Origin of the sequence: Terrabacter terrigena (genome assembly GCF_042676085.1) — a bacterium.
In the GTDB taxonomy this organism is placed as follows: Bacteria; Actinomycetota; Actinomycetes; order Actinomycetales; family Dermatophilaceae; genus Terrabacter; species Terrabacter terrigena.
On sequence record NZ_JBHTKH010000002.1, the window covers coordinates 241,994 to 264,542 of the forward strand.

Annotated in this window: 18 protein-coding genes; 14 read left to right on the top strand and 4 right to left on the bottom strand. The window is 72.0% G+C overall.

What is annotated here, in order from left to right:
* The first annotated feature begins 107 nt into the window (after nt 1–107).
* The gene (locus ACFQ2V_RS05415; protein ID WP_386051448.1) at nt 108–704 is read left to right on the top strand and encodes a gluconokinase; all 597 of its coding nucleotides are present in this window, start codon (nt 108–110) and stop codon (nt 702–704) included.
* Entirely contained in the window at nt 701–2,095 is a 1,395-nt protein-coding gene (locus ACFQ2V_RS05420; protein WP_386051451.1) for a GntP family permease, read from the top strand. Before ACFQ2V_RS05415 ends, ACFQ2V_RS05420 begins: the two co-directional genes overlap by 4 nt.
* A gap of 160 nt (nt 2,096–2,255) precedes the next feature.
* Here the strand turns inward: ACFQ2V_RS05420 and ACFQ2V_RS05425 are convergent, their stop codons facing one another.
* From ACFQ2V_RS05425 to topA, 4 genes are all read right to left on the bottom strand, one after another.
* Nucleotides 2,256–3,470 carry an acyl-CoA dehydrogenase family protein gene (locus tag ACFQ2V_RS05425; protein WP_386051453.1) on the bottom strand — a complete coding sequence of 405 codons (1,215 nt, stop codon included), beginning with the start codon at nt 3,468–3,470 and terminating at the stop codon, nt 2,256–2,258.
* 10 nt (nt 3,471–3,480) lie between these two features.
* The gene (locus tag ACFQ2V_RS05430) at nt 3,481–3,948 is read right to left on the bottom strand and encodes an SCP2 sterol-binding domain-containing protein (RefSeq protein WP_386051455.1); all 468 of its coding nucleotides are present in this window, start codon (nt 3,946–3,948) and stop codon (nt 3,481–3,483) included.
* A gap of 43 nt (nt 3,949–3,991) precedes the next feature.
* The gene (locus tag ACFQ2V_RS05435; protein WP_386051457.1) at nt 3,992–4,795 is read right to left on the bottom strand and encodes a PIG-L family deacetylase; all 804 of its coding nucleotides are present in this window, start codon (nt 4,793–4,795) and stop codon (nt 3,992–3,994) included.
* 121 nt (nt 4,796–4,916) lie between these two features.
* Nucleotides 4,917–7,691 (bottom strand): type I DNA topoisomerase, encoded by a 2,775-nt coding sequence (gene topA / locus ACFQ2V_RS05440; RefSeq protein WP_386051459.1) that lies wholly within the window; start codon nt 7,689–7,691, stop codon nt 4,917–4,919.
* Nucleotides 7,692–7,993: 302 nt separating this feature from the next.
* Here topA and ACFQ2V_RS05445 point away from each other — a divergent pair, with 302 nt between their 5' ends.
* From ACFQ2V_RS05445 to ACFQ2V_RS05500, 12 genes are all read left to right on the top strand, one after another.
* Nucleotides 7,994–8,773, top strand: a complete 780-nt coding sequence (locus ACFQ2V_RS05445; RefSeq protein ID WP_386051462.1) for a dioxygenase family protein — start codon at nt 7,994–7,996, stop codon at nt 8,771–8,773.
* 89 nt (nt 8,774–8,862) lie between these two features.
* Complete coding sequence (locus ACFQ2V_RS05450; RefSeq protein WP_386051463.1) at nt 8,863–9,030, top strand: hypothetical protein; 168 nt, start codon at nt 8,863–8,865, stop codon at nt 9,028–9,030.
* 178 nt (nt 9,031–9,208) lie between these two features.
* Nucleotides 9,209–10,468, top strand: a complete 1,260-nt coding sequence (locus tag ACFQ2V_RS05455) for a toxic anion resistance protein (protein ID WP_386051465.1) — start codon at nt 9,209–9,211, stop codon at nt 10,466–10,468.
* A 145-nt stretch (nt 10,469–10,613) separates the two neighbouring features.
* On the top strand, nt 10,614–11,234 hold the full coding sequence (locus ACFQ2V_RS05460; RefSeq protein WP_386051467.1) for a hypothetical protein: 621 nt from the start codon (nt 10,614–10,616) through the stop codon (nt 11,232–11,234).
* A gap of 49 nt (nt 11,235–11,283) precedes the next feature.
* Nucleotides 11,284–12,897 (top strand): AAA family ATPase, encoded by a 1,614-nt coding sequence (locus ACFQ2V_RS05465; RefSeq protein WP_386051469.1) that lies wholly within the window; start codon nt 11,284–11,286, stop codon nt 12,895–12,897.
* A complete protein-coding gene (locus ACFQ2V_RS05470) occupies nt 12,894–14,234 on the top strand; it encodes a hypothetical protein (RefSeq protein WP_386051472.1) in 1,341 nt (446 codons plus the stop codon). Before ACFQ2V_RS05465 ends, ACFQ2V_RS05470 begins: the two co-directional genes overlap by 4 nt.
* Nucleotides 14,231–15,250 (top strand): glutamate ABC transporter substrate-binding protein, encoded by a 1,020-nt coding sequence (locus tag ACFQ2V_RS05475; protein ID WP_386051474.1) that lies wholly within the window; start codon nt 14,231–14,233, stop codon nt 15,248–15,250. Before ACFQ2V_RS05470 ends, ACFQ2V_RS05475 begins: the two co-directional genes overlap by 4 nt.
* The gene (locus tag ACFQ2V_RS05480; protein WP_386051476.1) at nt 15,247–16,485 is read left to right on the top strand and encodes a hypothetical protein; all 1,239 of its coding nucleotides are present in this window, start codon (nt 15,247–15,249) and stop codon (nt 16,483–16,485) included. The genes ACFQ2V_RS05475 and ACFQ2V_RS05480 overlap by 4 nt, the downstream gene beginning before the upstream one ends.
* Nucleotides 16,482–18,989 (top strand): serine/threonine-protein kinase, encoded by a 2,508-nt coding sequence (locus tag ACFQ2V_RS05485; protein ID WP_386051477.1) that lies wholly within the window; start codon nt 16,482–16,484, stop codon nt 18,987–18,989. The genes ACFQ2V_RS05480 and ACFQ2V_RS05485 overlap by 4 nt, the downstream gene beginning before the upstream one ends.
* Nucleotides 18,986–20,305, top strand: coding sequence for a protein phosphatase 2C domain-containing protein (locus ACFQ2V_RS05490; RefSeq protein WP_386051479.1), 1,320 nt, complete (start codon nt 18,986–18,988; stop codon nt 20,303–20,305). Before ACFQ2V_RS05485 ends, ACFQ2V_RS05490 begins: the two co-directional genes overlap by 4 nt.
* Complete coding sequence (locus tag ACFQ2V_RS05495) at nt 20,298–21,596, top strand: VWA domain-containing protein (protein WP_386051481.1); 1,299 nt, start codon at nt 20,298–20,300, stop codon at nt 21,594–21,596. Before ACFQ2V_RS05490 ends, ACFQ2V_RS05495 begins: the two co-directional genes overlap by 8 nt.
* Entirely contained in the window at nt 21,593–22,537 is a 945-nt protein-coding gene (locus tag ACFQ2V_RS05500) for an FHA domain-containing protein (RefSeq protein WP_386051483.1), read from the top strand. Before ACFQ2V_RS05495 ends, ACFQ2V_RS05500 begins: the two co-directional genes overlap by 4 nt.
* Nucleotides 22,538–22,549 lie beyond the last annotated feature (12 nt).

Consider the following 22,549-nt stretch of genomic DNA (forward strand, 5'->3'; position numbering starts at 1 on the left):
TCTGTTTTGTTTTGACCATTGACTTGATAAGACGGCCTTCTTGCTGCACTCTGGCCCGAGCGACTCGACGATGAGAGCGATCGAGCCGGACGAAGGAGTCACGGACCATGTCCTCGAACCTGCAGCACCACCCACCACCACTGGTCGTCGTCATGGGCGTCTCCGGCTCGGGCAAGACCACGGTCGGCGCGGCCCTGGCCCAGCGCCTGCGCGTCCCCTTCGCGGACGCCGACGACTTCCACCCGCGGGCCAACATCGACAAGATGTCCGCCGGCATCCCGCTGACCGACGACGACCGCGGCCCCTGGCTCGAGATCATCGGCAACTGGCTCGCGTCGCACGCCGACACCGGCGGTGTCGTCAGCTGCTCCGCCCTGCGGCGTGCCTACCGCGACGTCCTGACGGCCGCGGCGCCCCAGGCGTACTTCATCCACCTGCACGGCACCCCCGAGGTCATCGCGGCGCGCGTCGCCGGACGCCCGGGACACTTCATGCCCGCCGCCCTCGTCGAGTCGCAGTTCGCGACCCTCGAGCCGCTCCAGGCAGACGAGCGCGGCTCCGTGCTCGAGGTCGACCAGCCCGTCGACGAGGTCGTGACTCAGTCGCTCGACGTCCTCCAGAACGCGCCGGGCGCCGACCCGAGCCCGCTCGACAGCCACAGCAACCCCGACAACCCCCGTGACCCGGAAGAGACCCTTCGATGACGACCGATCTCCTGTCCCTCCTGCCCCTGTCGGCGGTCGCCGCCGACACCGCGCCGAGCATCCCCGCCGGGCGGCTCGTCCCGGCAGCCCTGCTCGGCATCGCCGTGCTCGTCGCGCTCATCGTGCGCTTCAAGCTGCACCCGTTCCTCGCCCTGACGCTCGGGTCGCTGACCGTCGGCGGCGTCGCCGGCGTGGCGATGTCGGACGTGCTCGACAGCTACACCAAGGGCTTCGGCAGCACCGCTGCGGGCGTCGGCATCCTCATCGCGCTCGGAGCGATGTTCGGCAAGCTGCTGGCCGACTCCGGCGGCGCCGACGAGATCGTCGACACGATCATCGGGCGCAGCTCGGCCCGTAGCCTGCCGTGGGCCATGGCGGGCGTGGGCGCGATCATCGGCCTGCCGATGTTCTTCGAGATCGGCCTCGTCCTGCTCATGCCGGTCATCTTCCTGGTCGCCCGCCGCGCCGAGATGTCCCTGGTGCGCGTCGGCATCCCTGCCCTCGCCGGCCTGTCCGCCATGCACGGCCTCGTTCCCCCGCACCCCGGCCCGCTCGTCGCCATCGACGCCCTCAAGGCCGACCTCGGAGTCACCCTCGGCCTCGGCATCCTCGTCGCGATCCCGACCATCGCCGTCGCGGGTCCGTGGTTCGCGCGCCTCGCCGGCCGCTGGGTCGACGTGCCCGCCCCCGAGCTGTTCGAGTCGCGCGAGACCGAGAACGGCCCGCGCCCCTCGTTCGGCATCACGCTGCTGACCGTCCTCACGCCGGTCGTGCTCATGATGGGCAAGGCGCTCGCCGACATCCTCGCTGCCAAGGGCACCCCCGTCCGCGTCGTGCTCGACTTCCTCGGGACGCCGCTGATCGCGCTGCTCATCGCCGTGATCCTCGCGATGTTCACGCTCGGCCGGGGCGCCGGCATGGGGATCAAGCAGGTCGGCTCGTCCCTCGAGGGCTCGCTCGGGCCCATCGCCGGCATCATCCTCATCGTCGCGGCCGGCGGTGGCTTCAAGCAGACCCTCGTCGACACCGGCATCGGCCAGCTCGTCGCCGACTGGATCGCCCAGAGCGGCCTGTCGGTCCTGCTGCTCGCCTGGCTCGTCGCGGTGTTCATCCGACTCGCCACCGGCTCGGCCACCGTCGCGACGGTCACCGCGTCGGGCATCCTCGCGCCGCTCGCGGCCAGCATGTCGACCACCGAGGTCTCGCTGATGGTGCTCGCGATCGGAGCCGGTTCGGTCTTCTTCTCGCACGTCAACGACGCCGGGTTCTGGCTCGTCAAGGAGTACTTCGGCCTCAAGGTCGGCCAGACGATCAAGACCTGGTCGGTGATGGAGACGATCCTGTCGGTGACCGGACTCGTGCTCGTCCTGCTCCTCGACCTCGTCGTCTAGGTCCGACACCCGACCACTCCCAGCTGCCCCACCCTCAACCGTCGAGAGGCCACTTCTGGCCGCTCCGCGACCGTCGAAAGGCCAGCTCTCGCCATGAGAGCTGGCCTTTCGACGGACGTCAGCGGGCCACTCGTGGCCTCGCGACGGTTGGAGTGTCGGGTCAGTGGATGCGGATGCCGCTGATGGCGCGGGCGACGACGATGCGCTGGATCTCGCTCGTGCCCTCGAAGATCGTGTAGATCTTCGCGTCGCGCGACCACCGCTCGACGGGGTGGTCGGTGACGTAGCCGGCGCCGCCGAGGATCTGCACGGCCTTGTCGGTGACCGCCACGGCGACCTCGCCGGCCTTGAGCTTGCTCATCGAGCCCTCGGCCGCGGTGAACGCCTGGTTGGTGCGTCCCATCCACGACGCCCGCCAGACGAGAAGCCGGGCGGCGTCGATCTCGGTCCGCATGTCGGCGAGGGCGAACGCGATCGCCTGGTTCTCGATGATCGGGCGCCCGAAGGCGACGCGGTCCTTGGCGTAGTCGAGGGCGTACTCGTAGGCCGCGCGCGCGATGCCGATGGCCTGCGCGCCCACCGTGGGCCGCGAGATCTCGAACGTGCGCATCGCGGCCTGACCGCTGGACGACCCGCCCTCGCGGGCCCGGGCCAGCCGCTCGTCGAGCTTGTCCTTGCCGCCGAGCAGGCACGAGCCGGGCACGCGCACGTCGTCGAGGAAGACGTCGGCCGTGTGCGAGGCGCGCAGCCCCAGCTTGCGCAGCTTCTTGGCGCCCTCGAGCCCCGGCGTTCCGGGAGGCACCACGAACGCCGCCTGCCCACGTGACCCCAGGTCGGGGTCGACGACGGCAGTCACGACGTGCACGTTGGCGATGCCGCCGTTGGTGATGTACGCCTTCTGGCCGTTCAGCACCCACTCGTCGGCGGCCTCGTCGTAGCGTGCCCGGGTGCGCATCGCCCCGACGTCGGAGCCGGCCTGCGGCTCGGTCGTGGCGAAGGCCGCGAGCTTCGGGTCGTCGGCGTCGCCGTAGCACTGGGGCAGCCACTCGACCATCTGGTCGGGCGTGCCGGAACCGTAGATCGCGGCGACGGCTAGGGTGGTGCCGAAGATCGACATGCCGATGCCGGCGTCACCCCAGAAGAGCTCCTCGTTGGCGAGGTTGATCGCGATGCCGGTGGGGTCGGACCAGCACTGGGCGAGGAACTCGAAGCCGTAGAGGCCGTTCTTCGCCGCCTCCTGGATGACCGGCCAGGGTGTCTCCTCCCGGGCGTCCCACTCGGCCGCGGCCGGGCGCACGACGTCGGCTGCGAAACCGTGCACCCAGTCGCGGATCTCGGTCTGGTCGTCGTTCAGGGCGAGCGAGAACTCAGCCACGACCGGCGCCTCAGGCCTTGGGGATGTCGAAGAAGTTCGCGATGTTGGCGGCGAGACCGAGGTCGCCCTTGGCCTTGATCTTGCCGGTCATGAACATCATGACCGGGTTGCCGCTCTTGGTGATGACCTTCGTGAAGTCGACGGGCGACATGGCGAGAGACAGCGTGGCGTCACCGTCGTGGCCGGGCAGCGTGGTGCAGCTGCCGTCGGCGAAGCGCACGGTCCACTCGTCGGCGCCGCCGTCGGGACGACCCGTGACGCTCCAGTGGGTCGTGGCCGTCGTCGTGCCCGCGCGGTCGGCGCGGAACAGCTCGGGCATGCGCGAGAAGATCGCCTCGATGATCGGCTGGCGGTTGGCGCTCTCCATCACCTGCTTGACGTCCTTGTCGGACATCTGCTTGACGATGCGGATGAAGTCACCCGGCTCGACGGCGGCGAGCTCGTCGGCACTGGCGGTGGTGAAGTCGATGTCGGACATGGTGGTCCCTCCGATGGAGAACGGCATTGTTACCGCGAGTAGGTTACCCGACGGTCTCCTCGTCGAGGAACCACCGCGTGACCATGCCGTCGGGCCTCCCGGGCTCGATGTAGTGCTCCCACGAGAAGGCAGCGGCGAACCACGCCTCGGGCATCTGGAGCATGCCCTGGGCGTCGGACTGGCTCGCGTGCGCCTTGAGCGCCGAGCGCTTCACCTCGAGGAAGTCGCCCACGTCGCAGGCCCAGTGCAGCTCGTCCTCGAGGCTGCCGAGGGGGTTGCCGTCGTCCATGGGTGCGCTGGGGTCCCACTCGCCGACGTCGTGGCCGGCAGCGAGGGCCTCCTCGTGGGACCTGATCATGGCACTGCGGTTCATCGAGCTCTCTAGGTAGCGGCGCGTGCCGGCGATCTCGGCCGCGCGCTTGGCCACCGCGTGCACCTTGAGGTGGTCGGGGTGGCCGTAGCCGCCGTGCCAGTCGTAGCCGACGACGACGTCGGCGTTCTCGTCGCGCAGGATCGCCGCAAGCTTCTGCGCCGCCTGCTCGGTGTCGGCTCGCGTGAAGCTCAGCTCGTGGTCGTTCTGGGCCCACCCGGTCATGCCGGAGTCGGCGTAGTCGAGCCACTCGACCCGGTGGGTGCCGATGACGGCGTTGGCGTTCGCGGCCTCGGCGCGGCGACGATGCACGACCGTCTCGCCCTCCGCGAGGTCGTCGGGCGCGTCGCCGTGGTCACCGTTGGTCGCGACGACGAGGACGACGCGGTGCCCCTCGCTGACCGCGCGGGCCATCGAGCCGGACGTCTGCGAGGCCTCGTCGTCGGGATGGGCATGAACGAACACCACGGTTGCCATGTCGTCAGCCTCTCACCGACCCCCCGACGATCAGAGCGGCAACCTGTGGACGAGGAAGCCGTCGCGCACCCGCCACGCCGGCGTAGAGCCGTCGCGCCGGGGAACTGGTCTCGTGCGTCTCCTAGGACTTCTTGGCGGCCTTGCGCGTCGTCGTCTTCTTGGTCGTCGTCTTCCGGGCCGTCTTCTTCGCGGTCTTCTTCACCGCGCGCTTGCGGGTGGTCGGGCCCTTGGCGCGCTTCTCGGCGAGCAGCTCGAAGCCGCGCTCGGGCGTGATCGCCTCGGGGTCGTCGTCCTTGCGCAGCGTCGCGTTGGTCTCGCCGTCGGTGACATAGGGGCCGAAGCGGCCGTCCTTGACGACGACGGGCTTGCCGCTGACGGGGTCGGCCCCGAGCTCCTTGAGCGGCGGGGCAGCCGCAGCACGACCACGCTGCTTCGGCTGGGCGTAGATCGCCAGCGCCTCGTCGAGCGTGATGTCGAACAGCTGCTGCTCGCTCGTCAGCGAGCGCGAGTCGGTGCCCTTCTTGAGGTACGGCCCGTAGCGGCCGTTCTGCGCCGTGATCTCGACACCCTCGGCGTCGGACCCGACCACGCGCGGCAGCGACAGCAGCTTGAGCGCGTCGTCGAGCGTCAGCGTCGCGAGCTCCATGTCCTTGAAGAGCGAGGCGGTGCGGGGCTTGACCTTGGCGGCCTTGCGGCCCTTCGGCTTGTCGCCGGCCGGCGCCTCGTCCTCCTCGATGACCTCGGTGACGTAGGGCCCGTAGCGGCCGGCCCGGGCGACGATGTCGCGACCCGTCTCGGGGTCCTGGCCGAGCACCTTGCCGTCGTCGGCGGCGACCTCGAGCAGCTCGCGCGCCTTCTCCGGGGTCATCTCGTCGGGCGCGATGTCGTCAGTGATCGTCGCGCGACGCGGCGTGTCCGAGACCTCGGCGCCGTCGGCGACCTCACCCGTCGCGAGGTCGACCCCGGCGGGTGCGACCTCCTCGACGTAGGGGCCGTAGCGACCGACGCGCACGACCATGCCGTCGCCGATCGGGATCGTGCTGATCTCCTTGGCGTCGATCTCGCCGAGGTCGTCGACGAGGCTCTTGAGGCCGGCACCGCTCGTCGCCTCCTCACCGAAGTAGAAGCGCTTGAGCCAGGCCACGCGCCCCTCGTCGCCGTTGGCGATGCGGTCGAGGTCCTCCTCCATCGACGCGGTGAACTCGTAGTCGACGAGGCTGCCGAAGTGCTCCTCCAGCAGGCGAGTCACGGCGAACGCGAGCCACGTGGGCACGAGCGCCTGCCCCTTGGTGAAGACGTAGCCGCGGTCCTGGATGGTGCCGATCGTCGCGGCATACGTCGACGGTCGGCCGATGCCTCGCTCCTCCATCGCCTTGACGAGGGTGGCCTCGGTGTAGCGGGCGGGGGGGCTCGTCTCGTGGCCGTCGGCCTCTGCACGGACGACCTGGAGCGGCACCCCGGCCGAGAGCTTGGGCAGGCGGCGCTCCTCGGCGGCGGCGTCGGCGCGCGCGGCGGCCTCGTCGTCGCGGCCCTCCTCGTAGGCGGCAAGGAAGCCCTTGAAGGTGATGACCGTGCCGCTGGCGCTGAACTCGACGGTCTGGGCGCCCTCGATCGCGGTGTCGACGGCCAGCCGCACCGTGGCGGTGGAGCCGCGCGCGTCAGCCATCTGGGAGGCGACCGTGCGCTTCCAGATCAGCTCGTACAGCGCGAACTCCTCGCCGCGCAGCTCACCCGCGACCTGGGCCGGCGAGCGGAACCGGTCACCGGCGGGGCGGATCGCCTCGTGCGCCTCCTGGGCGTTCTTGACCTTCTTCTCGTACCGGCGCGGGCTGTCGGGCACGTACTCGGCGCCGTACATGTCGCGGGCCTGGCTGCGCGCGGCGGTGGTCGCGGCGTCCGACAGCGTCGTGCTGTCGGTACGCATGTAGGTGATGTAACCGTTCTCGTAGAGCCGCTGGGCCACGCGCATCGCGTTCTTCGACGACAGCCGCAGCTTGCGCGAGGCCTCCTGCTGGAGCGTCGAGGTCGTGAAGGGGGCCGACGGACGGCGGGTGTAGGGCTTCTCCTGGACGTCGGTGACGCGGGCGCGCTGCGCCAGGCAGGCCTCGGCGATGCGGGTCGCGAGCGCCTCGTCAAGGTGGACGACGCCCTTTCCGGTGAGGCGGCCGTCATCGGCGAAGTCGCGACCGGTCGCGACGCGCGAACCGTCGACTGCCGCGAGGCGGGCGGTGAACTGCTGGCTCGCACCGTCGGGGGTGAAGTCACCCTCGACGTCCCAGTAGGAGGCGCGGACGAAGGCCATGCGCTCGCGCTCGCGCTCGACGACCATGCGGGTGGCGACCGACTGGACCCGGCCGGCGGACAGGCCCTGGCGGACCTTGCGCCACAGCACGGGGCTGACCTCGTAGCCGTACAGGCGGTCGAGGATGCGGCGGGTCTCCTGGGCGTCGACCATCGCGCTGTCGATCTCGCGCGTGTCGTTGACCGCGCGCTGGATCGCCTCACGGGTGATCTCGTGGAAAACCATGCGCTTCACGGGAACTCGCGGCTTCAACGCCTCGAGCAGGTGCCACGCGATGGCCTCGCCCTCGCGGTCCTCATCGGTGGCGAGGTAGAGCTCGCTGCTGTCCTTGAGGAGGCGCTTGAGCTCGGCGACCTTCTTCTTCTTGTCGGGGTCGACGACGTAGTAGGGGTCGAAGCCGTTCTCGACGTCGACGGCGAACTTGCCGTACGGCCCCTTCTTCATGTCGGCGGGCAGCTCGGACGGGTTGGGCAGGTCACGGATGTGACCCACGGACGCCTCCACCTCGAAGTCGCCGCCGAGGTAGCCGGCGATGGTCTTCGCCTTGGCGGGCGACTCGACGATGACGAGCTTGCGGCCCTTGCCTGCGGCCATGGTGCACCTTCAACTTCCCGCATCTCACGAGCAGCGGATTCGTCGCTGCGTCTGCGTGGACGCGCCCCGACCGTAACAGCCCGCGCCGCGAAGGGCGTCCGGGCATCCGCGGCGCGGCTCAGCGCGCCGGCCACCACGAGGGCGTATGCCGCCCTCCCGGACCGGGGAGCGCGACCCCCGCCGGGTGCCGGCTGGGCGGGCAGAAAGGCTGCCGGACGGCCTACGTGCTGGGGAATGATGGCGGACAGGGCCGCGTTGGACGTGCTAGTTTATTGTTCAACAAAACGTCGGAAGGACCTCCCATGACAGCCCCCGTCCTCTACCTGAGCCACGGCGCGCCGCCGCTCGCCGACGACGAGCGCTGGACGGCCGAGCTCGCCGGGTGGTCGTCCGACCTCCCCAAGCCCGCGAACGTCCTCATGGTCTCGGCCCACTGGGAGGACGCCCCGACGACGCTCGGCTCGACGACGGGCGCGCCCCTCACGTACGACTTCTGGGGCTTTCCGCAGAGGTACTACGAGGTCACCTACGACGCCCCGGCCGCCCCCGGCCTCGCCGACGACGTGACCCGGCTGCTGACCTGGCCCGGGCACCAGGTCCACCGCGACGAGGCGAGAGGCCTCGACCACGGCGCGTACGTCCCCCTCAAGGAGATGTTCCCCGCCGCCGACGTGCCGGTGCTGCAGATGTCGATGCCGACGCTCGACCCGCGTGGCCTCTTCGAGATCGGCCGCCGGCTCGCGCCGCTGCGCGAGCAGGGCACGATGATCGTCGGCTCGGGCTTCACCACCCACAACCTGCGCTGGTTCAACCCGAGGGCGGGCTCCGACGCCCTCCCGCCGCGCGCGAGCGCCGAGTTCGACCACTGGGCCCAGGAGGCCATGAAGGCCCAGGACGTCGACAGCCTGCTCGACTTCCTCGACAAGGCTCCGGCCGCCCACGAGGCGCACCCGCGCACCGAGCACTTCGCGCCGCTCTTCGTCACCCTCGGCGCCGCGTACGAGTCGGGCGGCCTCGACAACAAGAGCGTCATCGACGGCTTCTGGTTCGGCCTCTCCAAGCGCTCCTGGCAGTTCGGCTGACGGCGGCGCGCACCCGCGCCACGGGCGGATCTCGGGAACCCGCGGGTAACCCCACCCGTTCGTCAGGTGTGGGTACCCACGAAGCGGCCGTGGCACGGAACTCCCCTGACTCCGCGCCACGGCCGCACCTCGTCCGCGGGTTCGTCGGCGCGTTCGTCGGCGCGTTGGTCAGCGGGTTCGTCAGCGGGTTCGTCAGCTCGTCGCCCGGCGTCGGAACCGGTCCGATCGGCATCCCGTCGCAGGCGCACGGCACGTAGAGTGGCCGTACGCCCGACGAGCGCGCCGCAGGCGTGAGTGGTGCACGCGCAAGCAGTGCACCACCCCACTGCCCTGAGCACACGGAGCAGCAACGGACGTGCCCCGGCACGACCCGACGGGTGGGGACTTCGGTCGCGTCGCCGACGCGGCCAAACGTGAGGGAAGGACCCGTTCGAGATGACTGACCAGCCCGCCGCCCAGGCAGCCGCACCCGCCCAGGTGGCCCCGCTCGAGCCGCCCCCCGGCGACGCGTTCATCCTCACGGCGCCGGCCCCGACCGCGCCGGTCGCCGAGACCGCGGCCCCGAAGATGGCCCCTGCCGTTCCCGAGGCGGCACTGCCCGGGCTCGACGCCAAGGTCGACACGTACCTCGACTCCCTGCTCAAGGCCGCCGCCAGGTCGCCGGAGTGGGAGAACAAGGCCGCCGACGTGCGATCCATGGGTAACGACGAGGTCCGGTTCGCCGCCGAGTCGAGCAACCGCATGCTCCAGATGCCGGTCAAGGCGCTCAACGAGGGCGGCCTCTCCGGCAACTCGAAGGTCGGCAAGACCCTGCTCGACCTGCGTCGCACCGTCGAGGACCTCGACCCCGGCCAGGCCACCGGCGCCAAGAAGTTCCTCGGCATGATCCCGTTCGGCGACAAGGTCACCGACTACTTCCGCAAGTACCAGTCGGCCCAGAGCCACCTCAACGGCATCCTCCACTCGCTCCAGAGCGGCCAGGACGAGCTCGTCAAGGACAACGTCGCCCTCAACCTCGAGAAGAAGAACCTCTGGGAGTCGATGGGTCGGCTCAACCAGTACGTCTACGTCGCCGAGAAGCTCGACGCCAAGCTCGCGGCCCAGGTCGCGACCCTCGAGACGACCGATCCCGAGCGGGCCAAGGCGCTGCGCGAGGACGTCCTCTTCTACGTGCGCCAGAAGCACCAGGACCTGCTCACGCAGCTCGCCGTCTCGATCCAGAACTACCTGGCCATCGACATCATCATCAAGAACAACATCGAGCTCATCAAGGGCGTCGACCGCGCCACGACGACCACCGTGTCGGCCCTGCGCACCGCCGTCATCGTGGCCCAGGCCCTCAACAACCAGCAGCTCGTGCTCGACCAGATCACGGCCCTCAACACGACGACGTCGGGCATCATCGAGCGCACGTCGGAGGCGCTGAAGCAGAACTCGGCCCGCATCCAGGAGCAGTCGGCGAGCTCGACCCTGTCGATCGAGTCGCTGCAGAAGGCGTTCGCCAACATCTACGAGACTATGGACACCATCGACCAGTTCAAGGTGCGGGCCCTCGACAACATGGCCGCCACCATCGGCACCCTCGAGACCGAGGTGTCCAAGTCGCGCAGCTACCTCGACCGCGTCTCGAAGCAGGACGCCCGTCGCGCCGAGAACACCGCACCCGGCCTGCTCGACCTCGGGTCGGGCCGCTGAGAGGGGTCCGACGGCAGACGGTTACGGGTGGACGGCGCGTGACGCGCCGGTGAGGTGAGGCAGGGTCGCCGACGCGCGGCCCGTGCTGCAGGATGTGCGGGGCCGGCCGGCGGCCGGCCCCGCCGACACCAGAGGGGACAACGCTGTGGGAATCCGGTCGTGGTTCGGGTTGGGCGAGCCCGAGGCACCCGAGCCCGTACGCCCCGGGCCGCCGACCACCGAGCAGCTGCTCGAGGCGCTCGAGCTCATCGAGCAGCAGGCCCGTGACGGCAAGGTGCCGGGCGTCGTGCTGTCCAGGCTGCTGCGCGTCACGCGCATCGTGCGCCAGACCCTCCCCCGGCTCGCCAACCTCGGGCTCGGCAGCAGCCAGGGCTTCAGCGTCATGGCGACCGTCACCGACTACCTGCCCGTCGCGATCGGCAACTACCTGCGGCTGCCGCGCGACTGGGCCGACACCCGCCCCATCGCCGCCGGCAAGAGCTCGGTGATGCTCCTCGTCGACCAGCTGGACCTGCTCGGCACGACGATGGACAAGGTCTACGACGCCGTGAACCGCGCCGACGCCGAGGCGATCATCATCCACGGCGCCTTCCTCGAGGAGAAGTTCGGGCACGCCTCCGCCGGAGGCGTGCTGGGCCTAGGGCCCGACCCGGTGCAGGTGACGCCGCCGCCCGCGGCCGGGGCACGTGGCGCACCCGGTGCGTCGAGCGCGACCGGTGCTGCGACCACCCCGACGTCCCCCGGCCGGCTGAGCCCGCCGGAGTGAGGATCCCACCCATGAGCGTCCTTGAGCACTCTGAGCACCCCGAGCACCCATGAACACTGACGAGTCCCGCCTCGCCGAGAGCCTGCAGCAGCTGACCGACGTCGCCGCCGAGGCCGGGCTCGACCCTGCGGCCGCGCGTGACGAGGGGCTGCGCGTCGCGGCCGCCCTCGCCGAGGCGGTGCCGGGCGCGGCCACCGCGTGGGCCGAGGTCGCGCACCCGGGCCTGACCGACCTCGGCCGCATCAACGAGGCATTCTTCGACGCCGCCTCGCGCGGTCGCCGCTGGCGTGCTGCTCCCACCGACCTGCTCGAGTCGCTCGTCGCCGCCCGCCACGACCTCGCCGACGAGTACGCCGAGGCACTGACCGAGGTCGCCTCGTCCGCGGTCATGCTCGGCACGGCGCCGATCTGGGTCATCGCCAACGCCTCGGCCGCCTCGGGCGCCTACCTCGCCGCCGCGCGCGTACCGGCGTACGGCGTCCCGGCCTTCCCCGGAGCCGGGCCCACCGGCATACCCGGGATGACCGGCCTCTCCGGGGCACCTGGCGCGCCGGGCTTCGGACTCGGGTCGCCCGACACGATGCGACCCACCGTGCCGGGGCCGATGGACCCCGTTGCCGCGCAGGGTGGCCCGTCGAACGGAGCCGTCGCCCAGGCACAGCCCGTGACGGTCGAGCCGGAGACCCGGAAGCCGGCCGAGCCCGAGAAGTCGGTCGACGAGCTGCTCGCCGAGCTCGACGCGATGATCGGCCTCGACCGGGTCAAGAAGGAGATCCACCGGCAGGTGGCCCTGCTGACGGTCGAGAAGATGCGCACCGAGGCGGGGCTCAAGGCCGCCAAGATGAGCCGGCACCTGGTGTTCGTCGGCAACCCCGGCACCGGCAAGACGACCGTCGCCCGGCTGGTGGGCGGCATCTATCGCGCCCTGGGACTCCTCCCGAAGGGCCAGCTCGTCGAGGTCGACCGCAGCGAGCTCGTCGCCGGCTACGTGGGGCAGACGGCGATGAAGACCGCCGAGGTCTGCGCCAGGGCCGTCGGGGGTGTGCTGTTCATCGACGAGGCCTACGCCCTCACCGGCGACCAGTACGCCCAGGAGGCGGTCAACACCCTCGTCAAGGAGATGGAGGACCACCGCGAGGACCTCGTCGTCATCGTCGCCGGCTACCCCGACCCGATGGTCGGCTTCATCGCCCAGAACCCCGGCCTGGCGAGCCGGTTCACGACGACCATCGAGTTCGACGACTACTCCGACGACGAGCTGCTCGCGATCCTCGACTCCATCGCCGACGGCAGCGACTACGAGCTCACCGACGACGCCCACGATCGGGTCCGGCACATCTTCCAGGCGACCCCACGCACGCCCGCCTTCGGCAACGGCCGCTTCTCGCGCAACCTCTTCGAGCACGCCGTCGGCCGACACGCGTGGCGCCTCAAGGACGCGAAGGAGCCGACCCGCGACGACCTGCGTCTACTCACAGCACCCGACTTCACCGAGCAGACCGACGAGCAGACCGACGAGCAGACCGACGAGCAGACCGACGAGCAGACCGAGACGTCGGGGACCGACCCGGTGGAGGTCAGGGCAGACCCTGATGGTCCGGCAGGCGCCGATGAGGCACTCTCGGACGACGAGCACGACCAGAGCGACGAGGACACCGCATGAGCGCACCGACGACGAACATCCCCGTCGCCGTCCCGGCCGGGGCCGCGTCCAGCGCGTCGGGCGCGTCCGGTGGCCAGCCGGGCCAGCCGCGCACCATCGCCGGCAGCCTGCCCAGCGCCCGCTCCATCGCGGGCCGACTGCTGCACGGCACCCCCGGCCGCATGCGCCTCTTCGGCCTCCTCGGCGTGCTCGCCGCGGTGCTCCTCGGCGCCATCAGCGCCAACGCCCTGCTCGCCTCGCAGGCGGCCGTCGAACGGGCAGCCAACAACACCGAGCAGGTGGTACGCGTCCAGTCGATCCACGTCGACCTGCTCCGCGCCGACGCGGTGGCGACCAACGCCTTCCTCGTCGGCGGCCTCGAGTCCGCCGACGCGCGCCTGAAGTACGAGCAGGCCCTCTCGCGCGTCGCCACCAGCCTCGCGAAGGCCGCCGCCGCGCAGCCGGCCGACGGCAACGCCCTCGGCGCCCTCTCCGTCAAGGTCCAGGCGTACGCCGCCCTCGTCGAGCAGGCCCGCTCCAACAACCGCCTCGGTCTCCCCGTCGGAGCGCAGTACCTCACCCAGGCGAGCGCGGGGCTGCGGGCAGACGCCATCCCGATCGTCACGCAGATCGTCAAGGCCAACGAGGACCGCTCCCGCAAGGAGTTCGACCGCAGCAACTCGAGCCTGCAGCTGCTCGTCGGCGTCGTCTCGCTGATCGGTCTCGTCGCCCTCGCGGTCTGGCTGGCCCGCCGCACGCACCGCTACCTCAACCGTTCGCTCAGCGGCGCCATCGCCCTGCTCCTCGTGGCCCTCTTCGTCGCGGCGACGCAGATCAGCGGCATCGGCACCGCCACGCGCGACGTCTCCCGCGGCAACTTCCAGCAGGCCGTGTCGCTGGCGAACATCACGACCGCCGCCAACGACGCACGCGCCAACGAGAGCCTGACCCTCATCCGCCGCGGCTCCGGCGCCTCGAACGAGGCGTCCTGGAAGACCGACCGCGGCGACGTCGAGAACGGACTCGACGGCATACGCAACGGGGCCGAGCTGAGCAGCCTCTGGGGCAGCTACGCCGCGGCGCACGAGCGGGTGCGCAAGCTCGACGACGGCGGCCGGTGGGACGACGCCGTCAAGGCGTCGACGAGCACGGCCGCCACCGGGGCCGCGGGCACGTTCGACGCGTTCGACCAGCAGGTCGCCCAGGCCCGTGACGACGCCGGGAAGTCGGCCGTCACGGCGCTGCAGGGCCTCGGCGGCGGCGCCCCCCTCTTCGCCGTCCTCGTCGCGCTCGCCGCGCTCGTCGCATCGTGGCTCATCGTCCGCGGGGTCGGCCAGCGGATCGAGGAGTACCGATGAGCACGCAGAGTTCGACGCGCACCGGCACCCGGACCTGGCGACGGCGGTTCGCCTCCCTCGCCTCCGTCGCCGGTCTGGCAGCCCTCGCCGGCTGCTCGGGCGTCACGTACGCCGAGACGCCCCTGCCCACGACCGCGGCGCCCAAGCCGACCACGGCCGCGCCCGCCCCGAGCGCCCAGACGTGCAGCAACGCCACGCAGTCCTACGACCCGCTGCCGAGCCTGCCGAGCCGCGCCGACGTCACCGACCAGAAGATGCGCGCTCTCCTCACCAAGGGCTTCATCACCGTCGGGGTCTCGGCCGACACGTACCTTTTCGGTGCGCGTGACCCCTTCACGAGCCGGCTCGAGGGCTTCGACATCGACATCGCCCACGCGGTCGCCAAGGCGATCTTCGGCGACCCGAACAAGGTGCAGTTCCGGGTCATCACCGCCGCCGAGCGTCTCAAGCTGCTCCAGGCGAAGGAGGTCGACATGGTCGCGCGCAACATGTCGATGACGTGCGACCGGTGGGACGACATCGCCTTCTCCGCCGAGTACTACCGCTCCGGGCAGAAGGTCCTCGTCGGCAAGAACCTCCCCGACGCCGCGAACCTGGCGCTCACGGACCTCAAGGGCAAGAAGGTGTGCGCCCCCACGGGGACGACGTCCCTGACCAAGCTCGAGCAGGTCGCCCAGCAGACCAGCGGTGGCCCGGAGGTCGTGACTGCACCGAACCACACGGGCTGCCTCGTGCTCTTCCAGCAGGGCAAGGCCGACGCGATCACCGGTGACGACACCGTGCTCGCCGGTCTCGCCGCCCAGGACCCCAACACCGTCGTGACGAAGGCGAAGGCCATCACTGTCGAGCCCTACGGGCTCGGCTTCAACAAGGCCGACACCTACCTGGCGCGCTACGTCAACCGCGTCATCGCCGACCTCGAGGCCGACGGCGAGTGGAAGGCGATCTACAACCGCTGGCTCGCTGCCCCGCTCGGGCCCGCGCCCGCTCCCCCGGCCCCGGTCTACGGGCGATGACGGCAGTGCCGCAGCAGCACCCCGACCCCGGAGTGGTCGCCCCGGCCGCGCCCGGACGGCTCGGCGTGCCCGTCCAGGCTCCCGAGGCGCAGACGTACCTGAACGCCCTGCGCGAGTGGGTGGCCCAGCGCCGGGCCGACCTCGGTGAGGTCGACCGGGCCGTGCTCAGGCTCTCCCAGGCCGAGCAGGTGGCGATCACCAACGACCTCACCGTCGCGCTGACCTTCTGGAAGGCCGTCAGCGACCGGCTGACGCTGCTCGAGACGACCTTCGACGGAGGTCGCGTCGGCCCGGTCGAGGCCGAACGCCTCTCCACGCTCATCCACGGACGCCTCGACTCCAACACGACCGAGCACCTGTCGCTGCCGTCGAGCGGGTCGCTCGCGGTCAGCCTGCCCGAGGCGTGCCGGCTGCTCGACTCGCTCACCCGCACCCTCCAGGCCCGCGCGTCCCTGGCCCCCGGCGCCGCCGAAGCCAGCCAGCGGATCACCTTGGTACGCGCGGGGATCGAACGCACACGCGACCAGATCCCGCTCGTGCCCGCCGGCGCCCAGCGCGACGCCGCGAGCGAGAAGCTGGCCCGGCTCGACCGCCGCATGGACGACCTCGTCGAGCGGGCCCGGCGCGGCGCCGACGTCGGAGGCATCATCGGCCCGCTCGAGATCGACGTCGCGACCCTCGAGCGGGACCTCATCGTGGCCGCCGCCGAGCGGGCCTCGGCCGCCCGCAGCCGGGTGCGCACGCAGCAGCAGGTCGAGGAGCTCGACGCCCGCGCCGCGGCCATCCGGGCGCTCGAGCGGGCCTGCCTCGAGGCCATCAGCCCGGCCCCGCGCCTTGCCATCCCCAACGTCCGCGCGCTGGGGCCCGTGCCGCAGGCGCCGGCCGAGCTCGCGGCATACCGCGACAAGCTCGAGCGGGTCTCGCGGGCCCTCGACCTCGCCCACGAGACGTATGCCGCCGGGCTCGCCGAGCGAGACGAGGTCGTCGGCCTCGCCGGCGCCGTCGCCGCGATGGCGGCCGCGGCGAGGCTCGGGGCGGAGGCGCAGGCCGACGTCGCCGAGCTGCGTGCCCGCCTCGACGAGACGCTCGCCACGAAGCCGCTGCCGATCGGGCGCGCCGGCGCGCTCGCCGCCGCGTACCAGGCGTACGTCGACTCCGTGACGAGGCCTGTGACGAGACCCGCGACCAGACCTGCCCGCCCGTCCGCACCCCGAACGCAGAGGCCCCGCCCATGAAGTGCACCCAGCCGGGCTGCCCCGGCACGATCGTCGACGGCTACTGCGACGTCTGCGGCATGGCCGCCGGGTCGACTCCCGCACCCCTCGCCGGCGCGGCGAGCGGTGCCACGGCCCCGACCGGCACCCTGGCAGGCGCCGGGGCCTCCTTCGGAGGAGGCAGTGCGGGAGCGGCGTCGCTGCCGGTCCCGCCCGCGCCGTCCACCGGCGCCGCGTCCGGCATCCCCGAGGGTGGCGCCTGCCAGCAGCCCGGCTGCGCGGGCACCATCGAGAGCGGCTACTGCAACGTCTGCGGCACCCCGGGCGACCAGCAGGGCGTCGCCGCGTACGCCGGTCCGGCGGCGGCCGTCCCCGCCGGCGGCAGTGGTGGTGGCAGTGGTGGTGGCAGTGGCAACGGCGCCCCAGCAGGAGTCGGCCCCGAGATGTCCACGCGCTCGGCGGCGTCGAGCAACCTCGCCTCGGCAGCGTTGGGCTCCAAGCGCGCTCGCGAGGCCGGGTCGATCGCGACGCGTCGCACGGGTGGCTCGCAGCGTCTGCGGTCGGCCCGGCTGGGCGGCGGCATCACGACGGTCCGCCCGGCTCCGGAGATCGACGCCGCGAAGGCGCTGCTCAAGGACCCCACCGTCCCCGAGAACAAGCGCTACTGCCCCAAGTGCGGCGAGCCCGTCGGTCGCGGACGCGACGGCAAGCCGGGCCGCACGACCGGGTTCTGCGCCAAGTGCCGACACCCGTTCTCCTTCGACCCCAAGCTCAAGGCGGGCGACCTGGTCGCCGGGCAGTACGAGGTGGCCGGCTGCCTCGCCCACGGCGGCCTCGGCTGGATCTACCTCGCGCGCGACAAGAACGTCTCCGACCGCTGGGTGGTGCTCAAGGGCCTGCTCAACTCGGCCGACCCCGACGCCCTCGCCGCGGCCATCGCCGAGCAGCGCTTCCTCGCGCAGGTGTCGCACCCGAGCATCGTCGAGATCTACAACTTCGTCACGCACGACGACGCCGGCTACATCGTCATGGAGTACGTCGGCGGCACGTCGCTCAAGTCGATCCTCAAGCAGCGCCTGCAGGCGGCAGGCAGGTACGACCCGCTCCCCGTCGACCAGGCCCTCGCCTACCTGCTCGAGATCCTGCCCGCGTTCCAGTACCTCCACGACCTCGGGCTCGTCTTCTGCGACTTCAAGCCCGACAACATCATCCAGGTCGGTGACGAGGTCAAGCTCATCGACCTCGGCGGCGTTCGCCGTGCCGACGACGAGGACTCCGCGATCTTCGGCACCGTCGGCTACCAGGCGCCCGAGGTCGCCGAGCTCGGGGTCTCCGTCGCCTCCGACATCTACACGATCGGCCGCACCCTCGTCGTGCTGACGATGGAGTTCCGCGGCTACCAGACGACCTACCTCAACACGTTGCCCGCGCAGGACACCGTGCCGGTGTTCCAGCGCTACGACTCCTTCTACCGGCTCGTCGCCAAGGCCTGCGCCCCGAACCGCGACGACCGCTTCGTCTCCGCCGACGAGCTGCGGTCGCAGATGGTCGGGGTGCTGCGCGAGGTCGTGGCCCTCGACCGGGGTGCGGGCGCGGCCGTGACCACCGTCAGCTCGCTCCTCTTCGACGTGCCGACCCCGGGCGTCGAGCCCGACGACTGGCGCAACCTCCCGGCGCTGCGTCGTGACCCGCACGACCCCCAGACGGGCTGGCTCAGCACCGTCACGGGCACGCCCACCGAGCGGCTCGGGGTGCTCGACCGCGCCGCGGCGCGCACCACCGAGGTCCTCCTCGACATCGCCCGGACCGCCCTCGACGCGGGCAAGCGCGACGTCGCCGAGGCCACAGCGGGCGAGCTGCTCACCGCCGACCCGTGGGAGTGGCGCGCCGTCTGGATCCAGGGCCTTGCCGCCCTCGAGCGCGGCGACGCCCGCGCGGCCCAGGCCGCCTTCAACGCCGTCTACGGCCAGGTGCCGGGAGAGCTGGCGCCCAAGCTGGCGCTCGCGCAGGCGTGCGAACGGGCGGGCGACGACGCGGTGGCCGAGAACCTCTACGTCGCCTGCGCCCGCACCGACGCGACGTACGTCCCCATGGCTGCGTTCGGGCTCGCGCGCATCCGCGCGGCCCGCTCCGACGTCGACGGGGCAGTGGCGGCGTACCGGCTGGTGCCCCCGCAGTCGAGCGCCTACCGCACCGCGCGTGCGGGCCTCGCCGAGCTGCTCACCAAGGCGAACCGCGGGCTGCCCGACCTCGCCGAGGCGCTGCGCACCCTCGATGACACCTCGCTGTCGGCGCGGCGCCGGGCCGAGCTCACCACGCTCATCTACCGTGAGGCGCTCGAGACGGTCGAGAAGACCGGCAACAAGGCGGACATCCGCCTCGGCCCCCACAAGGGCACCCCCAACGGCCTGCGACTCGGGCTCGAGGACGCCCTGCGCGAGCTGGCCAAGCGCACCCCCGACCTGTCCGAGCGCGTGCCCCTCGTCGACGAGGCGAACGCCATCCGACCCTGGAGCCTCTGGTGACCGACACCCCGATGGCGGGATCCCCGCAACCCGAGGCGACGGCCCCCGTCGCGGAGGGCGTCTCCCGCACCTGTCACGCGTGCGGCGCGGCCAACCCGGCCGAGTCGAGCTTCTGCGAGGCCTGCGGCGCCGACCTCGTCGTCCTCACCGCCGCCCCTGCCCGGCCCGGGACCCCGGGGGCACCCGGCGCCGCCGGTGCCGCTGGCGCCGCTGGTGCCGCCGGTGTCGCTGCCTCGGACGGCACGGTGCTAGCCTCGGCGACGCCTCAGACGGCGCCGGCCGGCGAGGAGTCACCGCTCGACGTCGGCTGGACCGGCGCGGTGCCGTCGGCTGCCGTGCCGCCCGCGACCCCCGACGACCTGCTCTGCCGCGCCTGCGGCCAGGGGCACATCGTCGACGGCTACTGCGACCAGTGCGGCACACCGCCGCCCGACCCGCGCGACCACTTCACCGAGTCGCCCACCACCTGGGTCGGCGGGGTCTGCGACATCGGCAGGCGCCATGCCCGCAACGAGGACGCCATGTCGCTCAGCGCCACCGAGACCCCGGGGTCCCGGGCCGTGCTCGTCGTCTGCGACGGCGTCTCGATGGCCACCGACTCGCACATCGCCTCGCTCGCCGCCGCCACGGCGGCCCGGGCCGTGCTCGACCAGCCCTTCCCGAAGGGGGTCGGCACACCCGACGCGTGGGCCGCTACCGCCGGACGCGCCCTCTCCGTCGCGGTCGCGCGCGCCAACGAGGCCGTCGCCGAGTGCGTCGACGAGGACGTCCCCAACCCTCCGTCGTGCACGATCGCCGCTGCCGTCGTCGAGGACGGCGTCGTCGTGGCCGGCAACGTCGGTGACAGCCGCGTCTACTGGCTGCCCGACGCCGCCGACGAGCCCGCGCTGCAGCTCGGCCGCGACGACTCCTTCGCCCAGGAGCAGATGGCCGCGGGAGTCCCCAGGCTCGAGGCGGAGAACGGCCCGCACGCGCACTCGATCACGCGCTGGCTCGGCAAGGACGCCCCCGACGACCTCACCCCGCACCTGACCACGCTGCCGGCAGGGCAGCGAGGGGCCGGCTGGCTCATGGTGTGCTCCGACGGGCTCTGGAACTACCGCTCCGAGGCCGAGGACCTGCGCGCGCTGCTGCACGGCGCGGCCGCAACGGCCACCACCCCGGCGGCGCTCGCCCAGGCCCTCGTGGACTTCGCGAACGCGCAGGGTGGACGCGACAACATCACGGTTGCCCTCGCCAGACTGGCTGGGCGAGGATCGACGAGCGAGGCGACCGCTGCCGCGGCGCCCATGGAAGGGGACGCGATCGATGGCTGACTTCACGGCAGAGGTGTTCCAGAACGAGTTCCTGCCCGACGGCGGCACCGACGTGCACGCGATCGTCCGGGTGACCTCGACCGGCGCCTCCGCGGGGGCGTCGTCGGCAGGCTCGGCGGGACTGACCGACCCCGGCTCGGCCGCCGAGGTGATCCTCATCGACACGTCCGGCTCGATGGGACGACGCGGCGTGGCAGCGGCCGGCGAGGCCGCCAAGGCCGCCCTCGCCGAGATCGTCGACGGCACACTGTTCTCGATCGTGTCGGGCAACGGCACCGCCCAGATCATCTACCCCTACAGCCACCAGGGCGCGCTCGTGCCGATGTCGGCCCACACCCGCGGCGAGGCCAACCGCGCCATCGAGGGTCTGCGCGCGAACGGGGGCACCGCCATGGGCACGTGGCTGACCCTCGCCCGGCAGATCTTCGAGACCGTGCCGCACGTGACCAAGCGCCACGCCATCCTGCTCACCGACGGCGTCAACGAGGGCGAGACGCCGGCGTCGCTGCAGGCCGCGGTCCGCAGCTGCGTCGGGGCCTTCCAGTGCGACTGTCGCGGCGTGGGCGACCAGTGGCGCGTCGACGAGGTGCGCGGCATCGCCTCGTCGCTGCTCGGCACCGTCGACCTCATCCCGGCACCCGAGGAGATGGCGGCGGAGTTCCAGGCGATGATGCGCGCCTCGATGTCCCGCGGCATCGCCAGCTCCGAGCTGCGGGTGTGGGTGCCTCAGGGCGCCGAGCTGCTCTTCGTGAAGCAGGTGTCGCCCACCCTCGAGGACCTCACGTCGCGGCGCACCGTCGTCAACCCGCTCACGGGCGCCTACCCGACCGGCGCGTGGTCCGACGAGAGCCGCGACTACCACGTCGCCGTACGCCTGCCCGCCCGCACGCTCGGCCAGGAGCAGCTCGCCGCCCGCGTGCAGTTCTCCCTCGGGGGCGACCCGGTCGCGCAGGCCCTCGTCAAGGCCAAGTGGAGCAACGACGACTCGCTGACGACCCGCATCGACCCTGCCGTGGCCGCCTACACCGGACAGGCAGAGCTCGCGACCGTCATCCAGGAGGGTCTGGCCGCCAAGGCCGCCGGCCAGGACGACGTGGCGACCTCGAAGCTCGGTCGTGCGGTGCAGCTGGCCGGGATGACCGGCAACGACGAGATGACCTCGCGCCTGCGCAAGGTCGTCGAGATCGACGACGCCGACACCGGCACGGTGCGCCTCAAGAAGGGCGCGTCGAAGATCGACGAGATGTCGCTCGACACGGCGTCGACGAAGACGAGCCGGGTGCGCCGGTGAGCGCGGTCTGCCCCAACGGGCACACGTCCGAGGCCGAGGACTACTGCGACACCTGCGGCTCGCCCATCGACGTCGCGGCCCAGCCGCCCGCCCGTGGCGCCGCGGCTCCCGCGCCCGACCCCGCCGCCGGGGCAGCCACGTCGGGCTCGTCCCTCGACCTCGACCTGCCCGGTACGCCGTCCGGCGCGGCGAGCGACCCCGCCGGGTCCTCCGTCGCTCCGGCAGCGCCGACGTCGCTCGAGTGCCCGAACTGCCACACCGAGAACCCCGACGGCGCCCTCTTCTGCGAGGCGTGCGGCTACGACTTCACCACCGGCGCCATGCCGCGCGACCCCGCCGCAGGGCCGGGCGACCTCGACGACACCCAGCCCGACAACGAGCCGGTGACGCCCGCCGAGGCGAGCCAGGCGGGCGAGGCGGGCGCGGCGCGCGCCGCTGCGGGCAGCGCTGCCGCCGGGTCCTCCCCCGAGTCCTCCGCCGGATCCTCCCCTGGGTCCTCCGCCGAGACCGCCGGCTCCGAGGGGGTGTTCGAGTGGCTGGCCGAGGTGTGGGTCGACCCCGACTGGTACCAGACCCAGGAGGCCGACGACCCGTGTCCGTCGCCGGGGCTCCCGACGATCATGCCGCTGCGCCACCGCAGCGTCCTGCTCGGGCGGGTGTCGACGAGCCGCAACACGCACCCCGAGATCGACCTGTCGTCCGACCCCGGTGTGAGCCGCCGCCACGCCCAGCTGACGACCGACGGGTCGCGCTGGTTCGTCGAGGACCTCGGCAGCTCCAACGGGACCTTCGTCGGACCCGCCTCCGGTCCGCTGCCCGAGCGCGCCATCTCCGTGGGCCCGAAGACCGAGCTCGACGACGACGACCGCCTCTACGTCGGCGCGTGGACCCGCGTCGTCGTGCGCCGCGCCACCCCCGACGAGGTCGAGGCGTACGCCTGACGACGCGGCCCG

Bases quoted from the DNA above. Each gene is read 5' to 3' on its own strand.
- ACFQ2V_RS05415 (WP_386051448.1), top strand. From the start codon at position 108: ATGTCCTCGAACCTGCAGCACCACCCACCACCACTGGTCGTCGTCATG.
- ACFQ2V_RS05420 (WP_386051451.1), top strand. From the start codon at position 701: ATGACGACCGATCTCCTGTCCCTCCTGCCCCTGTCGGCGGTCGCCGCC.
- ACFQ2V_RS05430 (WP_386051455.1), bottom strand. From the start codon at position 3,948: ATGTCCGACATCGACTTCACCACCGCCAGTGCCGACGAGCTCGCCGCC.
- ACFQ2V_RS05435 (WP_386051457.1), bottom strand. From the start codon at position 4,795: ATGGCAACCGTGGTGTTCGTTCATGCCCATCCCGACGACGAGGCCTCG.
- topA (WP_386051459.1), bottom strand. From the start codon at position 7,691: ATGGCCGCAGGCAAGGGCCGCAAGCTCGTCATCGTCGAGTCGCCCGCC.
- ACFQ2V_RS05445 (WP_386051462.1), top strand. From the start codon at position 7,994: ATGACAGCCCCCGTCCTCTACCTGAGCCACGGCGCGCCGCCGCTCGCC.
- ACFQ2V_RS05455 (WP_386051465.1), top strand. From the start codon at position 9,209: ATGACTGACCAGCCCGCCGCCCAGGCAGCCGCACCCGCCCAGGTGGCC.
- ACFQ2V_RS05465 (WP_386051469.1), top strand. From the start codon at position 11,284: ATGAACACTGACGAGTCCCGCCTCGCCGAGAGCCTGCAGCAGCTGACC.
- ACFQ2V_RS05470 (WP_386051472.1), top strand. From the start codon at position 12,894: ATGAGCGCACCGACGACGAACATCCCCGTCGCCGTCCCGGCCGGGGCC.
- ACFQ2V_RS05475 (WP_386051474.1), top strand. From the start codon at position 14,231: ATGAGCACGCAGAGTTCGACGCGCACCGGCACCCGGACCTGGCGACGG.
- ACFQ2V_RS05480 (WP_386051476.1), top strand. From the start codon at position 15,247: ATGACGGCAGTGCCGCAGCAGCACCCCGACCCCGGAGTGGTCGCCCCG.
- ACFQ2V_RS05485 (WP_386051477.1), top strand. From the start codon at position 16,482: ATGAAGTGCACCCAGCCGGGCTGCCCCGGCACGATCGTCGACGGCTAC.
- ACFQ2V_RS05495 (WP_386051481.1), top strand. From the start codon at position 20,298: ATGGCTGACTTCACGGCAGAGGTGTTCCAGAACGAGTTCCTGCCCGAC.